14 protein-coding genes are annotated in these 14,922 nt (G+C 72.6%); 7 read left to right on the forward strand and 7 right to left on the reverse strand.

Annotation, left to right across the window (positions count from 1 at the left end; genetic code table 11):
- Window positions 1–77 precede the first annotated feature (77 nt).
- The 3 genes from EIW28_RS13770 (at window position 78) to EIW28_RS13780 (ending at window position 5,102) form a co-directional block, all read left to right on the forward strand.
- Window positions 78–323 (forward strand): hypothetical protein, encoded by a 246-nt coding sequence (locus EIW28_RS13770; protein ID WP_125248248.1) that lies wholly within the window; start codon window positions 78–80, stop codon window positions 321–323.
- Between the two features lie 21 nt (window positions 324–344).
- Entirely contained in the window at window positions 345–3,413 is a 3,069-nt protein-coding gene (locus EIW28_RS25405; RefSeq protein ID WP_158630402.1) for a helix-turn-helix transcriptional regulator, read from the forward strand.
- Between the two features lie 162 nt (window positions 3,414–3,575).
- Entirely contained in the window at window positions 3,576–5,102 is a 1,527-nt protein-coding gene (locus tag EIW28_RS13780) for a multicopper oxidase family protein (RefSeq protein WP_125248250.1), read from the forward strand.
- A gap of 159 nt (window positions 5,103–5,261) precedes the next feature.
- Here the strand turns inward: EIW28_RS13780 and EIW28_RS13785 are convergent, their stop codons facing one another.
- From EIW28_RS13785 to larB, 3 genes are read right to left on the reverse strand one after another with little or no spacing between them, the layout of a single operon-like run.
- Window positions 5,262–5,636: a PH domain-containing protein gene (locus EIW28_RS13785; RefSeq protein ID WP_125248251.1), complete on the reverse strand. Its 375-nt coding sequence runs from the start codon at window positions 5,634–5,636 to the stop codon at window positions 5,262–5,264.
- 34 nt (window positions 5,637–5,670) lie between these two features.
- Window positions 5,671–7,335 (reverse strand): nickel pincer cofactor biosynthesis protein LarC, encoded by a 1,665-nt coding sequence (larC, locus tag EIW28_RS13790; protein ID WP_125248252.1) that lies wholly within the window; start codon window positions 7,333–7,335, stop codon window positions 5,671–5,673.
- Entirely contained in the window at window positions 7,332–8,018 is a 687-nt protein-coding gene (gene larB / locus EIW28_RS13795) for a nickel pincer cofactor biosynthesis protein LarB (RefSeq protein ID WP_232013977.1), read from the reverse strand. The genes larC and larB overlap by 4 nt, the downstream gene beginning before the upstream one ends.
- A 315-nt stretch (window positions 8,019–8,333) precedes the next feature.
- On the opposite strand from larB, the gene EIW28_RS13800 reads away from it, so the two are divergent.
- The 3 genes from EIW28_RS13800 (at window position 8,334) to EIW28_RS13810 (ending at window position 11,136) form a co-directional block, all read left to right on the forward strand.
- Window positions 8,334–9,065, forward strand: coding sequence for a glycerophosphodiester phosphodiesterase (locus EIW28_RS13800; RefSeq protein WP_158630403.1), 732 nt, complete (start codon window positions 8,334–8,336; stop codon window positions 9,063–9,065).
- Window positions 9,066–9,181: 116 nt separating this feature from the next.
- Entirely contained in the window at window positions 9,182–9,583 is a 402-nt protein-coding gene (locus tag EIW28_RS13805; protein WP_125248255.1) for an ATP-binding protein, read from the forward strand.
- Window positions 9,584–9,837: 254 nt separating this feature from the next.
- Window positions 9,838–11,136, forward strand: a complete 1,299-nt coding sequence (locus EIW28_RS13810) for a glycosyltransferase 87 family protein (protein ID WP_125248256.1) — start codon at window positions 9,838–9,840, stop codon at window positions 11,134–11,136.
- Window positions 11,137–11,149: 13 nt separating this feature from the next.
- Here EIW28_RS13810 and dnaB read toward each other — a convergent pair whose 3' ends face one another.
- The gene (dnaB, locus tag EIW28_RS13815) at window positions 11,150–12,583 is read right to left on the reverse strand and encodes a replicative DNA helicase (protein ID WP_125248370.1); all 1,434 of its coding nucleotides are present in this window, start codon (window positions 12,581–12,583) and stop codon (window positions 11,150–11,152) included.
- A gap of 323 nt (window positions 12,584–12,906) precedes the next feature.
- Between dnaB and EIW28_RS13820 the strand changes: the two genes are divergently transcribed.
- Window positions 12,907–13,296: a hypothetical protein gene (locus EIW28_RS13820; protein ID WP_125248257.1), complete on the forward strand. Its 390-nt coding sequence runs from the start codon at window positions 12,907–12,909 to the stop codon at window positions 13,294–13,296.
- Between the two features lie 316 nt (window positions 13,297–13,612).
- Here the strand turns inward: EIW28_RS13820 and rplI are convergent, their stop codons facing one another.
- The 3 genes from rplI to EIW28_RS13835 form a co-directional block, all read right to left on the reverse strand.
- Window positions 13,613–14,074 carry a 50S ribosomal protein L9 gene (gene rplI, locus EIW28_RS13825; RefSeq protein WP_106362738.1) on the reverse strand — a complete coding sequence of 154 codons (462 nt, stop codon included), beginning with the start codon at window positions 14,072–14,074 and terminating at the stop codon, window positions 13,613–13,615.
- Window positions 14,075–14,088: 14 nt separating this feature from the next.
- Window positions 14,089–14,334 (reverse strand): 30S ribosomal protein S18, encoded by a 246-nt coding sequence (gene rpsR, locus EIW28_RS13830; protein ID WP_106362737.1) that lies wholly within the window; start codon window positions 14,332–14,334, stop codon window positions 14,089–14,091.
- A 62-nt stretch (window positions 14,335–14,396) separates the two neighbouring features.
- Complete coding sequence (locus EIW28_RS13835; RefSeq protein WP_125248258.1) at window positions 14,397–14,912, reverse strand: single-stranded DNA-binding protein; 516 nt, start codon at window positions 14,910–14,912, stop codon at window positions 14,397–14,399.
- Window positions 14,913–14,922: the final 10 nt, after the last annotated feature.

Here is a 14,922-nt window from a genome sequence, read left to right on the forward strand (position 1 = left end):
GATGCCCGCCCCCGGGCCTCAGCACGAGTATTGGTGTCAGGCCGGAAACGCCGGCCGACGACACCGAAGGAACGACGATGAACGACTTCGACCTGCACTACCTCCACTACGCCCGCGCCGAGGAGCTCCGCCGGGAGGCCGAGAACGAGCGCCAGGCCCGCCGGCTCATCAAGGCCGCGAAGGAGACCCGCCGCGGCGGCTCCCACGTGCGCCACGCCGGCGTCGCCGACCGCGTCGCCCGGGCCCTGGGCCTGCGCCACGCCGACGAGCACCGCGAGGAGGACGCCGCCTCCCGCGAAAGCGACCGGACCGCCGTGTCCTAAGGGCATGTCATGATTGCAGACATGCCGCGCCTAGGTTCCGACCTCCCGCTCTTCGCCCGCGACGCCGAGCTCGCCGCGCTGCGCGACGCGCTCGCGGACGCGGCGAACGGCAGGCCGGCCACCGTCCTCGTCTCCGGGGACGCCGGAGTCGGCAAGACCAGGCTCCTCCACGAGTTCAACGACAGCGCCGGTGACGGTGTCCTCACCGTCACCGGCCACTGCCTCGACACGGCCGACTCGGCCCTCCCCTACCTCCCCTTCGCCGAGATCGTCGGCGCCCTCGCCCGCGACGAGCCCGACCTCGTCGCCGCCCACCCCGGCCTGCGGCCCCTCCTCCCCGGCCACCCCGGCACGGCCGACGGCGACCTGGGCCGCCTCGGCCTCTTCGAGGCCTTCCACGCCGCGCTCGCCGACCTCTCGGCCACCCGCACCGTCGTCCTCACCCTCGAAGACCTCCACTGGGCCGACCGCTCCAGCCGCGACCTCCTCGCCTTCCTCACCTCCCGCCTCACCGGCCAGCGCCTCCTCATCCTCGGTTCCTACCGCGCCGACGCCGTCCACCGCGGCCACCCCCTGCGGCCCCTCCTCGCCGAGCTCGTGCGACTCCCCGCCGTCCAGCGCCTCCAGATCGACCCGTTCGACTCCCAGCACGCCGCCGACTTCGTGCGCGAGCTCAACGCCGGCCTCGACGAGGTCTCCGTCTCCAAGATCGCCGCGGCCTCCGAGGGGAACGCGTTCCTCGCCGAGGAGCTCGCCGCCGCCGAGACCCACACCGTCACGTTCGAACTCGCCGAAGTCCTCCTCGCCCGCCTCGAACGCCTCCCCGACGCCGCCCGCGGCGTCGTCCGCCTCGCCTCCGTCCTCGGCCGCCGCTTCACGTACGCCCGCCTGAACGCCGCCGCCTGGTCGATGCTCGACGAGACCGGCCTGCGCCACGAGCGCGAACTCGACGAGGCCCTGCGCGCCGCCATCTCGCACGGCATCATCGCGCAGAAGAGCGCCGACACGTACGCGTTCCGCCACGCCCTCCTCGGCGAGGCCGTCTACTCCGACCTCCTTCCCGGCGAACGCATCCGCTACCACCAGAAGATCGCCGAGTCCCTCGCCGGCGACGACGGCAAGGGCGCCGCGGCCGAGCTCGCCCACCACGCCTACGAGTCCGGCGACCTCCGCTGCGCCCTCACCGCGTCCGTGCGCGCCGCCGACGAGGCCTTCGAACTCGCCGCCCCCGCCGAAGCCCTCCTCCACCTCGAACGGGCCCTGTCCCTGTTCGAGCGCGTCCCCGAGGCCCAGCGCCCCGAAGGCGTCACCGAACTGCGCCTCACCCTCCGGGCCGCGATCGGCGCCGAAGCCTCCGGCGAGGTCAAGCGCGCCCAGTCGTACTCCGCCGCCGCCGTCCGCCTGGCCGACGCCGCCGGCGACCGCGTCGCCGGCGCCTCCGCGCGCCGCAAGTACGCCAAGCACCTCCTCACCGTCGAGGGCAACGAAGCCGAGGCCTACAAGGTCGCCTGGGAGGCATGGGAACTCGTCAAGGACGAGGAGCCCCGCGCCGTCAAGGCCTGGGCGCAGGCCGTCGTCGCCCGCGCCACCTGGTCCAACCGCCGCCACAAGGAGGCCTCCGAGTGGGCCGCCCAGGCGATCGCGACCGCCGACGCCGTCATCGACTCCGGCGCCGAGGACGAGCACGGCGGCGCCCGCGCCGCGAAGGCCGACGCGATCCTCACCATGAGCATGGCCGCGTTCCGCTTCGGCGGCCTCTCCACCGACGACACCATCGCCCGCAGCGAGGAGGCCCTCGACCTCGTGCGCGGCCTCGGCTGGTACGAGGTCGAACTGCGCGCCCACTTCAACATGGGCCTGGTCCTGGTCGAGCACGCCCGCCTCGCCGAGGCCCTGGCGCACTTCGACCGCGGCATGGAGCGCGCCCTGTGCACCGGCGACAAGTGGAGCGCCTTCGGCCTCGAGATCGCCGTCCGCCAGGTCATCTGCAACTACATGCTCGGCCGCTGGGACGAGGTCGACGCGAACGGCGAGATCGCCTCCAGCGTCATGCCCGGCGTCGTCCTCACCCGCCTCGCCGCCGCCGTCCTCCTCGTCGACGTCGCCCGCGGCCGCTTCGAGACCGCCGACCGCCGCCTCGACTACCTCGCCGACCGCTGGCAGATCGACGGCCAGGTCCTCGCCCTCACCGCCCTCTGCGGCGCCGAGCTCGACCGCTGGCGCGGCCGCCCCGCCGACGCGCTCCGCCGCGTCGAGCGCGCCACCGAGTGGATGGCCGGCATGAAGGGCTACCACCTCGCGGGCGTGTCCGTGTGCGCCGCCGGCATCGGCGCCGCCGCCGACCTCGCCCACCGGCGCCGCCGCGACGGCGACACCGCCGGAGCGAAGGACGCCGTCGCCGCCGGCGAGCGCCTCGCCGAACGCGGCCGCTACTTCCTCGAACACGGCCAGCCGCTCTCCGGCACGCTCGGCCCCGAAGGCCTCGCCTGGGCCGCCCAGCTCGAAGCCGAGGCCTCCCGCCTCGACGGCGACGGCGACCCGGCCCTGTGGCGGCGCGCCGCCGACGCCTTCGACTACCGCGGCGCCGCCGACCGCGCCGAGACCGCGGCGGCCCCGCCGACAGCGCCCGCGCGGCTCGACGCCGCCGAGACCGGCGCGATCCCCGTCGCGCCCGCCCGCGACTGGGCCGAGCCCTACCGGCAGGCGTACGCGCGCTGGCGCCTGGCCGAGGCGCTCCTCGCCGCCCCCGGCGCCGACGCCCGCGCGCAGGCCGCCGAGGTCCTGGTCGCGGCCAAGCGCACCGCGATCGCGCTCGGCGCGCAGCCGCTGCGCGAGGAGCTGTGCGCGCTCGCCGAGCGGGCCCGCCTCGACACGGCGATGCCGTCCTCGACCCCGTTGACGCCCAGGGAGCTCGCGGTGCTGCGCCTGGTGGCGCGCGGCCTGACGAACCGGCAGATCGGCGCCGAGCTGTTCATCTCGGAGAAGACCGTGAGCGTGCACCTCTCGCGGGCCATGGCGAAGCTCGAGGTCGCCGGCCGCGCCGCCGCCGTGAACGCCGCCCACCTCCGCGGCTACCTCACCGAGGAGTAGACCCGCCCCGCGCCCGCCGAATCGGCGCGCCCGGGTGCTCCCGGCCCCGGCGGCACCGCAACCGGGGGTTGACGCCGGGTCCGCGCGTAGCCCTGGGGGTGTACGCGCAATGCCTTCTCCGGCCCGATGCCGCGGCGCGGCCCGGGAACGACCATTGCGTCCATGAAGCGGCGTAGAGCACTGAAGTGGACCCTCATCGGTGTCGGCGGCGGCGTGGGCGCGATCGCCCTCGGCGGCGTCGGGACCGTCGGCTACCTGTGGGCCGACGCGAAGACCGACACCGCCGGCAAGGTCGACTTCGACACCCCCCTCGCGATCCCCCCGCTCGCCGAGGCCGAGGAGGACCCCTCGGGCGCGCGCGTCTTCAACCTGGAGATCAAGGCCGGGACGACCCCCCTCAAGGCCGGCCGCGAGACCGCGACCTGGGGGATCAACGGGAACTTCCTGGGCCCGACCATCCGCGCCAAGCGCGGCCAGGAGGTCGCGTTCTCGGTGTACAACGGGCTCGACGAGGGCACCTCCCTCCACTGGCACGGCATGCACCTGCCCGCGGTCATGGACGGCGGGCCCCACCAGGAGGTCGAGCCCGGCGGCGACTGGACTCCCCAGTGGACTATCAATCAGCCGGCGGCGACCCTCTGGTACCACCCGCACCCGCACGGGCGCACCGGGAACCACGTCTACCGCGGCCTCGCCGGGATGTTCATCGTCGACGACGAGGAGTCCGAGGCGCTCCCGCTCCCCAAGACGTACGGCGTCGACGACGTGCCCCTCATCGTCCAGGACCGGAAGTTCCACGACGACAACCAGTTCGACGACAAGAGCCCGTTCATGAGCATGCAGGGCGTCCTCGGCGACCACATCATGGTCAACGGGACCCTCGGCCCCTACTTCGACGTCACGACCCGCCTCGTGCGGCTGCGCCTGCTCAACGGCTCCGTCTCGCGCCTCTACAACTTCGGGTTCGCCGACGGCCGCCCGTTCTCCCTCGTCGCCACCGACGGCGGCCTCCTCCCCTCCGCGTGGGAGACCGACCGGATCCAGCTCTCCCCGGGCGAGCGGGTCGAGATCGTGGTCGCGTTCGAGCCCGGCGAGACCGCCGTGCTCCGCTCCCACCCGGCCGACGAGGGCTACGAGGGCCCGCTCGGGCGCGTCAACGGCGCCGAGGACCTGCTCGACATCATCGAGTTCCGGGCCGCCGGCACCCTGGCCGACGACACCGCGATCCCCGAGGCGATGGGCGCCGCGCCCGACCTCGACCCGGCCGACGCCGTCGAGGAGCGCTCGTTCTCCCTCTCGGGCTTCAGCCAGATCAACGGCGAGTCGATGGACGCGGGCCGCATCGACTTCGGCGTGCGCGAAGGCACCGTCGAGGTGTGGGAGGTGAGCAACGCGGACGGCTACATGCACAACTTCCACGTGCACGACGTCCAGTTCCAGGTCGTCTCCGTCGACGGCGACGAGCCGCCGGAGCGCCTGCGCGGCTGGAAGGACACCGTGCAGCTCGTGCCGAAGCGCAAGTACCGGCTGGCCATGCGGTTCGCCGACTACACCGACCCGAACCTGCCGTACATGTACCACTGCCACATCCTCGCCCACGAGGACACGGGGATGATGGGCCAGTTCGTGGTCCTCGGCGAGGGCGAGGAGATCGGCGCGGTCCCCGCGCCGGCGCACTCCCACGGCTGACAGGCGGCTCCCCACCGGGAGCGAGCGGCGCGGGCGGGCACCAGGAGTAGCCGCCGACCCCCGCCCCGCCGCGGCACCAGGGCAGGCGGCGCCGGTCCGGCCGATTCCGTAGGCACCACGGGGTCCGGACCGGCGCCGCCGCTCACGTCGTCACGGGCGTCAGAGGGAGCTGGCGGCGATGTGCTTGGCGATGGCGGGCAGGTCGACGTTCTCCTTGAACTCGAACCGGACCTTGCCGAGGCCGCTGAACCACAGGTCCAGCTCGCCGTCGTTGTCGGCCAGGCCGTCGGTCTCGATCGAGAACGCCTGGATCTTGTTGAACGGCAAGGAGGCGTAGTCCTTCTTGCGTCCGGTGATGCCCTGGACGTTGACGGCGATGACGCGCTTGTTCGTGAACACGATGAAGTCGCGGACGCCCTCGTACGTCAGGACGACCTCCTCGCCGTCGACCAGCAGGGGCTGGACCTCGTCGCGGAAGCCGGGGTCGTCGGACTGCTTGAGCTTGAAAACCGAACCGTTCTCGAAATCGATCATGCGGGCAGGATATCGCCCCGGCCCCATGGACGCGTCAACGCGGATACTCCTGCGCCGCAAGGGCCGTGGCCTGCGCTACGACCACTTTGAGCGGCCGCCCGAGCACGGCCGCGGCGGCCGCGGCGTCCTCGTACTCGACCGAGGCGTTCACGATCTCGCCGTGCTCCAGTGCGATCTTCACCCCGACCGCCTGACCGTCCACATCGACCCGCGTGTAGCGGCGTTCGAGCGCGTACTTGTCGATCTCGTAGGAGCGCATGCCGATCGTGGTCGTGTGCCGCACCAGCGCCGACCGCACCGCGTCGACCGCCTCGGCCCGGCACAGGACGTGGACCGTGTGCGCGGGGCGGCCCTTCTTCATGAGGATCGGGGTGAGCCACGCGTCCGAGGCCCCCGCGTCGAGGAGCGCGGCGAGGGCCGAGGGCCACAGCCGCGGGTCGAGGTCGTCGACGTTCGTCTCGATGACCACCGGACGGCCGCCCTGCCGCGGCCCGGTCTCCGATGCGGGACCGGCATGGTGGTGGTCCTGGTGAGGGCCGTGCTGGTGGCCGGAGTTCGAGTGGTGTTGGCGGCCTTGGGGTCCCGGTTCGGCGTGGTCGTCGTTGTGGTCTTGGCGGTGGTCGTGCGCTCGATGCTCGGGGTGGTGGTCGTGATGGTGGCCTTGGGGTCCGGGCCCAGTGTGGACGTCGCTGTGGTCTTGGTGGAGATCGTGCGCTCGGTGTTCGGGGTGTTGGTGATCGTGAGGGAGGTCTTGGTGGTGGTGGTCCCGGGTGTGCGCCCGGCCTTCCGCCTGCTCGGGCCCGTGCGGGTGGCCGTGCTCCTCGCTGTGGTCGGGCCCATCTGCGTGCCCGTGTCTCTCGCCGTGGTCGGACCCGTGCGAGTGGTTGTGCTCCTCGGCGTGCCCGTGATCATGCGCATGGCCGTGCCCGGCCGCCTCGCCGGAGCTGCGGTGGACGTGGCCCGACCGCTTCGGGGCCGCGACCTCGTGGCCGATGACGAGCCGCAGCAGGTTCGCCCGCTCCTGCGGGTCGCGTCCGCCCGCGCCGACGCCGACGCGCTCCACGACCATCTCCGGCAGGGGCCCGTACGCGTCAGCTGCGGCTGCGATGATCGCCGCGCCGGTCGGCGTGCACGCTTCGTACGGCACCGCGCCCACCACGGGCGCGCCCGCGTCGGCGAGCACCCGCAGCACCGCCGGGGCCGGCAGCGGGATCGACCCGTGCGAGCCGCGCGTGGTGCCGCCGCCGACGGTCACCGTGGACGCGGTCAGGCGCGTGACGCCCAGCGAGGCCAGGCCCGCGGCCGCGCCCACGATGTCGGCGATCGAGTCGAGCGCCCCCACCTCGTGGAAGTGCACCTCCTCCTCGTCGATGCCGTGCGCCGCGGCCTCGGCCGCCGCCAGCCGCGAGAACGCCCCCAGCGCGAGCGCCCGAGCGGCCTCGTCGAGGTCGGCGCCCTCGAGCATGGCGCGGATCGACCGCCAGCGGCGGTCATGCCGCGACTCCGGCACCTCGACGTCGACCTTCGTCCCCGCCAGGCCGTGGCGCGCGGTCCGCTTGGCGCGCAACCGGATCGGCTCGGTGTCGAGGGTGTCGACGGCCGCCTGCATCACTTCGAGGGGCACGCCCGCGTCGGCGAGGGCGCCGAGGACCATGTCGCCGCTGGCGCCCGCCGAGCAGTCGAGCCACGCGATCGTCATCGTTCCGCTTTCACGTTCAGGATCCGGGCCGCGGCCATCGCCGCCCCGAAGCCGTTGTCGATGTTCACCACGGTCACCCCCGGTGAGCAGGAGTTCAGCATCGTCAGCAGCGGCGCGAGCCCGCCGAACGCGGCCCCGTACCCGACCGAGGTCGGCACCGCCACCACCGGCGCGGCGACGAGCCCGGCCAGGACGCTCGGCAGCGCCCCGTCCATGCCCGCCACGACGATCACGCACGCCGCCTCCCGCAGCTCAGGCAGCTTGTCGAGGAGCCGGTGGAGTCCGGCCACCCCCACGTCGGCGGTCAGGCGGGCGTCGATGCCGTTCGCGCGGGCCGTGATCTCGGCTTCGCGCGCCACCGGCAGGTCCGAGGTCCCGGCGCACACGACCGCGAGCGGCCCGGCCTCCGGGGCCGGGAACTCCCCGACCGCGCACACGCCCGCCTCGACCAGGACCTCGGCGCCGAACGCCTCCCGCACGGCCGCCTCGCACGCCGCGTCGCAGCGGGTCGCGACCGCCACCCGGCCCGGGTGCGCCTCGCGCAGGGCCTTCAGCGCGCCCACGACCTGCTCCGGGGTCTTCCCCGCCGCATACACGGCCTCGGCCGTCCCCGTCCGGGCCGGCCGCCCGACGTCGATCTTCGCCCACCCCAGGTCCCGGTAGGCCCCCTCCTCGTAATGCACGACCCCATCCTCCCACCCGTCACCCGCCACCACCCAATCCCGAGCCAGGGACGGCTCCGGGACCCGCTCCCCGCCACCACCGATCCCGAGCGCTGACGGCTCCGGAACCTGCCGGCGGGGGCGGCCGTCGAGGCCGTGCCCTCACCGCTTACCACCAGGCCGAGCCGCTCTGCGGCACCAGCCCCCGGACCGCCACCACCCGATCCCGAGCCGGACACCGCCCGTTCACGCCGAACCGGACGTGTTCACCGCCGCCACGCGAACCGGACACCGCTGTGCGGCACGGACGTCGTACCGAGCGACTATCGTCGAGGGGTGTCCCAGCCGCTGATCGCCGCCCACCGCGGCGCGAACGAATACCTCCCGGAGCACTCCATCGCCGCGTTCCGGCAGGCGATCGTGGAGGGCGCCGACGCGTTCGAGTTCGACATCCGCCTCACCGCCGACGGGCACCTCGTCCTCCACCACGACCGCACCGTCAAGCGCACCTCCAACGGCAAAGGCGCCGTGGCAGACCTCACACTCGCCCAGCTGCGGGCGTTCGACTTCGCCCACCGCTACCCCGCCTGCGCCGGCAACCCCGAAGCCGAGCGCATCCCCACGATCGAGGACCTCTTCTCCCTCGTCGTCGACTCCGGCAAGGACATCAAGCTCCTCATCGAGGCCAAGCACCCCTGCAAGTTCGGGCCCCGGCTCGAACTGCGGCTCTGGGAGACCCTCCGGCGCTGGCCCGGCCTCGACGTCACGGTCATGTCGTTCTCGCGCGCCGCGCTCAAGACCTGGCGCGGCCTCGACACCAGCACACCCCTGGTCTGGATCTTCGAATACCCCTTCCGGCGCCCCCCGGAGGGCGTCCAGGTCCTCAGCTCCCGCGTCGACTACATCGATTCGACCCCCGAATTCGTCGAACGCAGCCACGAGGCCGGGTACGAGGTGTACACCTGGACCGTCAACGACGCCGACACCGCGCACCGCATGGCCGGCCTGGAGGTCGACCTGATCTTCACCGACCGCCCGGCCGCCATCCGGCAGACCCTCACCGGCTGACCCCCGAACCGGCCCAAGACGGACTCAGGGTCCGCCGGTAATGCTGGCGTCGCGCCATTCGAAAAGGTAGGTTGCTGTATAGCTCCGACCGGAACCGAGTAGGGAAGGGGACCGCGATGCCAGCTGCGATACCGGCGCCAGAGCGGCTGCGCGTCCCCCACCAGTCCGGGGCCCCCAGCCAGGTCCGCCGGTGGCTCCGCGACGCCCTCCCCGACCTCCCCGACGAGGCCCGCGACGACCTCCTCGTGTGCGCGACCGAGCTCGTCTCCAACGCCGTCCGCCACGCCCGCCCGCTCCCCGGCAACGAGGTCTGCGTCACGTACGTGCTCGGCCCCGCCGACGTCGAGGTCCGCGTCATCGACGGCGGCTCCCGCACCCACCCGCACGTCTGCGCGGTCAACCTCGACTCCGCCCACGGACGCGGCATGTTCATAGTGTCCAAACTGTCCAGCGACTGGGGCGCCCGCACCCTCGGCGACGGCACCCAGGAAGTCTGGGCCCGCATCCCCCTCCGCTGAACCCCGTCGCGGCCCCGCCCCACCACCGCCGAACGCCGCCTCGGCAACCCGAAACTGTCGGACCCCGCTGGCACTCTTGCGACCGGGGGCCCACCGAACCCGCCAGGACAGCGCACGAGCCTGCGTTCGAACCAACCCGCACCGATGTCGGACCACCGTGGCACCCTTAACAACCGGGGGCCCGCGATCCCGGCCCCGCGAGGGCCGGTGCCTGCCGTCCAGCGGCGCGAGACCCGTCCCCGTACGCTGGGCGGGTGTCGAACCGTCCGATCTTCATCGACCTCACCTTCTACGCCGTCGCCGCGCTCTTCGCGGGCGCCACCGCGCTGTGGACCACCCTCGAACCGCACGCCCAGTGGGGCGCCGTCGCGTTCGGCGGCTACCTGCCGGCCGCGATCTGCGCCGCCGTGCTCCTCACCCAGACCGGCGCGGTCTGGCGCGGGCGCGCCTTCGTCGCCGCCGGCGCGGCCGTCGCCGTCACCGCGATGCCCTTGGCGTTCATGGCCGTCGACCGCGCCAACGGCACCGCCGGCCGCGCCCAGGAAGAGGTCCTCGTCGTCGAGTCCTCCGGCGCCCGCCTCCTCGACACCGGCAGCCCCTACCTGCACGCCGACGCCATCGCCGCCCTCCCCGAGCCCCTCCTCGGCTACAACCCGTACCAGCCCGGCATGGCCGTCTTCGGCCTCCCCGCCGCCGCCTTCGGCGAGCACTGGTGGACCGACGCCCGCGTCTGGTTCCTGCTCACCGCCGCCGCCTGCGCGGCCGCCGCCGTCAACCTCCTGCGCGGCCGCCCCGGCGACCTCGGCGCCGGCAAGGGCCCGCTCCTGCGCGCCTTCCAGGCCACGTTCGTGTTCCCCGTGTGCGCGTTGACGTTCGCGACCGGCGGCGACGACATGCCCGTCGTCGCCCTCATCGTCCTCGCGCTCGCCTTCGCCCACCGCGACCGCGCGCTCGCCGCCGGCCTCGCGGTCGGCGCCGCCGCGGCCCTCAAGCTGTTCGCCTGGCCCGCCGCCGTCGTCATCGCGTTCCTCATGTGGCGCAAGGGCGGCCTGCGCCCCTACCTCGCCGGCTTCGCGCTCCCGGTCGCCGTCTCGATGCTCCCGGTGCTCCTGGTCGACGCCCGCGGGTTCTTCGACAACGTCATCGCGTTCGGTCTCGGCCACGGCGTCGTCACCTCGCCCGCGCAGTCCCCGCTGCCCGGGTTCCTCATCGCGCAGCACGTGCCGGGCGGCGACCTCATCGCCCCCGCGCTCCTGGGCCTCGCCGCCGTCGTGATCGCGGTCCTGCTGTGGACGCGGCCCCCGGCGTCCGCCGCGTCGGCCGCCCTGTGGTGCGCCGCCGGGCTCTCGACCGCGTTCCTGCTCATGCCCTCGACGCGCTTCGGGTACCTGCTCTACCCGGTGGTGCTCCTCGGCTGGTGGCTCCCGCTGCGCGACGCGATCTCGGGCGCCGCCCACGGCACCCTGTTCGCCGGGCTCGACGACGAGGCGGTCGACGAGCTCGAGCACGAGACCGGCCCCGGTCCCTCGCTCGCCGTCGAATGGTGGCGCTGAACCGCGCGGCCGGTCAGACGGCCATGTCGACGAAGCGCGACAGGTGCAGCTGGGCCGCCACGGTGATCGTGTCCGTGGCGCCGTTGCGGTGCTTGGCGACGATGAAGTCGGCCTCGCCGGCGCGCGGCGACTCCTTGTCGTAGTAGTCCTCGCGGTGCAGGAGGATGACGACGTCGGCGTCCTGCTCCAGCGAGCCGGACTCGCGGAGGTCGGACAGCTGCGGGCGCTTGTCGGTGCGCTGCTCCGGTCCGCGGTTGAGCTGGGCGACCGCGATCACTGGGCACTGCACCTCCTTCGCGAGGAGCTTGAGCCCGCGGGAGATCTCGGAGACCTCCTGCTGGCGCGACTCGACCTTCTTCGGCGAGGTCATGAGCTGGAGGTAGTCGACGACGATGAGCTTGAGGTCGTGGCGCTGCTTCAGGCGCCTGGCCTTGGCCCGGATCTCCATCATCGTCATCGACGCGGTGTCGTCGACGAACAGCGGCGCCTCGGAGATGTCGCCCATGCGCTTGGCCAGGCGGGTCCAGTCGTCGTCGGAGAGGTCGCCCGAGCGCAGGACGTGCATCGGGACGCGCGTCTCCGCGCTGAGCAGGCGCATCACGATCTCGAGCTTGCTCATCTCAAGGGAGAACAGGGCCGCGGCGTGGCGGTGGTGGAGCGAGGCGTGCCGCATGAAGTCCATTGCGGCCGTTGACTTTCCGGCACCGGGACGCCCAGCGACGATGATGAGCTGGCCGGCCTGGAGGCCGGACAGCAGCCGGTCGAGGTCGGCGAAGCCGGTGGGGATGCCGGTCATGACGCCCTGGTTGGCGCCGATCGCCTCGATCTCGTCCATGGCGGGCTGGAGGAGGTCGGACAGGACCGCGAAGTCCTCGCTCTGGCGGTTGTCGGTGACCTCGTAGACGGCCTGCTGGGCGAGGTCGACGAGGTCGTCGATGTCGCGCCCGCCCTGGCCGCCGCCGTAGCCGTACTGGACGACCTTGGTGCCGGCCTCGATGAGGCGGCGCAGGATCGCCTTCTCCTTCACGATCTTCGCGTAGTAGCCGGCGTTCGCGGCCGTGGGCACGGCGTTGAGGAGGTCGTGGAGGTAGGGGCCGCCGCCGATCTTGGCGAGGTCGCCGGTGTCGGCGAGGGCCGCGGCGATCGTGACGGCGTCGGCGGGCTCGCCGTTGCCGAACTTCTCGATGACGGCGTCGAAGATCATGCCGTGGGAGGGCTTGTAGAAGTCGCCGGGGCCGAGGACCTCGATGACGTCGGCGATCGCGTCCTTGCTCATGAGCATGCCGCCGAGGACCGACATCTCGGCCTGGAGGTCCTGGGGCGGGGTGCGCTCGTAGGTGCGGGCGGCGCCGCCGCCGAACGGGTCCTCCGGCGGGGCGTCGAAATAGGACCCGTTCGTGCCGTTGGCGCGGCGCGAGAAGACGCCGTCAGTCGACACGTCCGTCATGCCGTCCACCCCCTCGGTCACCGTGCGTTCATGGAGACAGTACCGCCCGCATACGACAGAAGGGCGGTGTCAACGACGCTATGTCGCGCCGCGCACGGTTGCAAACGCCCCTGTGGACAACCTGTGGACAAGGCTGTGGATAACCTGTGGATAACCGGGGGCGGGCCTGTGGACAACCTGTGGACAAAGAGGTGAGCGAGGCTCCGTTCATGGTGCGGAGCTGCGGCGACGTCATCCACTGCCTGTGGATGAAAATCCGTTCGTGCCAACTTGGCACTAGCATGGGGGGCGACCCCGGCACGGATCAGAAGAGAGACCGGCTCATGACCGCTCCGCAGCGCCCCGAGCGCAGGCCCCGGCTCGACCCCGAGGGCGACGACCGCCCGGGCGAGCGCGCGTTCACCCCCACGCTGCTCGTGACGCTCGCCTGGTACGCGGTGCCCGCGCTCGTCTACCTCACCTGGGTGCTGTCGCAGCCGCCGGTGGACGCGACGTGCGCCGAGACCGGCTGCTCCTTCGCCGACCGCATTGGCGCGGCCGTCTCGGGCGGTTGGGCGTGGACGCTCTCGGCGCTCACCGCGAGCCTCCTCGTGGCCGTCCTGCTGCGCCTCCCGCGCGCGGGATGGCGCGCCGGCGTGGCGGGGTCGGCCGCGGCGATCCTGGGGGCGGGCCTGGTGACGGTGATCCTGCGGACGGCCGGCTGGGTGATCTGAGCGGCTGGACTGGCCGGGACGGGCCGCCGGCGCGGCGCCGCCGCGCGGCGGCCGTACGGGCGGCCCCGGGTACCCGCCCGAACCCACCTTCACCACAACCGGTGAAAAGACCAAGGAGTCGAAAAGCACCAACCTCCCACACGGGGGCGACGGCGGTGGTCGGGTGTGGAAGGGGCAGGGCGGCAAGGGGTTCGAACACGAGTGGGCAAAGCGGGGCGAAACCGGCGAGTCGGGCGCGACGGGTTCACTCGAAGGTGTGGACGGACATGACGAAGGCCCGCGACCGGGGAGGTCGCGGGCCTTCGACGTGCCGTGCCTACTTCTTGCGGCGCTTGGCCGGGGTGACCTGGAGCTTGAACTTCGCGGTCACCTCCGGGTGCAGCTTGACCGTGACGTCGTAGGTGCCGACCGACTTGATGGTCGAGGCGAGCTCGACGCGGCGGCGGTCGATCTTCGGGCCGCCGGCCTCGTCGACGGCCTTGACGATGTCGGCCGCGGTGATGGAGCCGAACAGGCGGTCGCCGTCGCCGGTGCGGGCGACGATGTGGGCGTCCGTCTGCTTCAGCTGGTCCGCCACCGAGCGGGCCTTGTCGAGGTCGTGGATCTGGCGGGAGGCACGCGCGCGCTGGATCGCGTCGACCTCCTTCTGACCGCCCTTGGTCCACGCGATCGCGAGGCCCTGCGGCAGCAGGTAGTTCCGGCCGTAGCCGGGCTTGACCTCGACGACGTCGCCGGCCGAACCGAGGTTGGGCACCTCATGAGTCAGGATGATCTTCATGTTGCGCTCCTTCCTTAGCGGGTCTGGCTGGTGTACGGGAGCAGGGCCATCTCGCGGGCGTTCTTGACGGCCGCGGCGATCTGGCGCTGCTGCTGGGTGGTCACGCCGGTCACACGGCGGGCACGGATCTTGCCGCGGTCGGAGATGAACTTCCGCAGCAGCGCCGTGTCCTTGTAGTCGACGTAGGTGATGCCCTCTTTTTCAAGCGGGTTGGGCTTCTTCTTCGGCTTCCGCAGGGGAGCCGATTTCGGGTTCGCCATGAGTTGTCTTGCCTCTTACTCGAGATCGTGTTCCGGATGCCGCCGGCGAGGGCGGGCTCCGGTTAGAACGGCGGGTCCTCGTCGAAGCCGCCGGATCCGGCGCCGCCGCCGGCCGGGGCTGCCGAGGCCCAAGGGTCGTCGGGCATCGAACCGCCGGCGCCGGCACCGCCGCCGCCCCCGAAGGAGCGACCGCCGCCGCCTCCGCCGCCGGACGAGCCGGACCGGTTGAGCTTCGCGGTGGAGAACCGCAGCGCGGGGCCCACTTCCTCGACGTCGAGCTCGAACACAGTGCGCTTCTCGCCCTCGCGGGTCTCGTAGCTGCGCTGCTTGAGCCGGCCCTGCACGATCACGCGGGTACCGCGTGAAAGCGACTCGGCGACGTTCTCGGCGTACTGGCGCCAGACGCTGCAGGTGAGGAACAGGGCCTCACCGTCCTTCCACTGGTTCGACTCGCGGTCGAACGTGCGCGGGGTCGATGCGATACGGAACTTCGCGACGGCGGCACCGGACGGCGTGTAACGCAGCTCGGGGTCGTCGACGAGGTTGCCGATAACCGTGATGACTGTCTCTCCTGCCATGACCTATCTC

Origin of the sequence: Glycomyces terrestris, from assembly GCF_003933745.1 — a bacterium.
GTDB lineage: Bacteria > Actinomycetota > Actinomycetes > Mycobacteriales > Micromonosporaceae > Glycomyces > Glycomyces terrestris.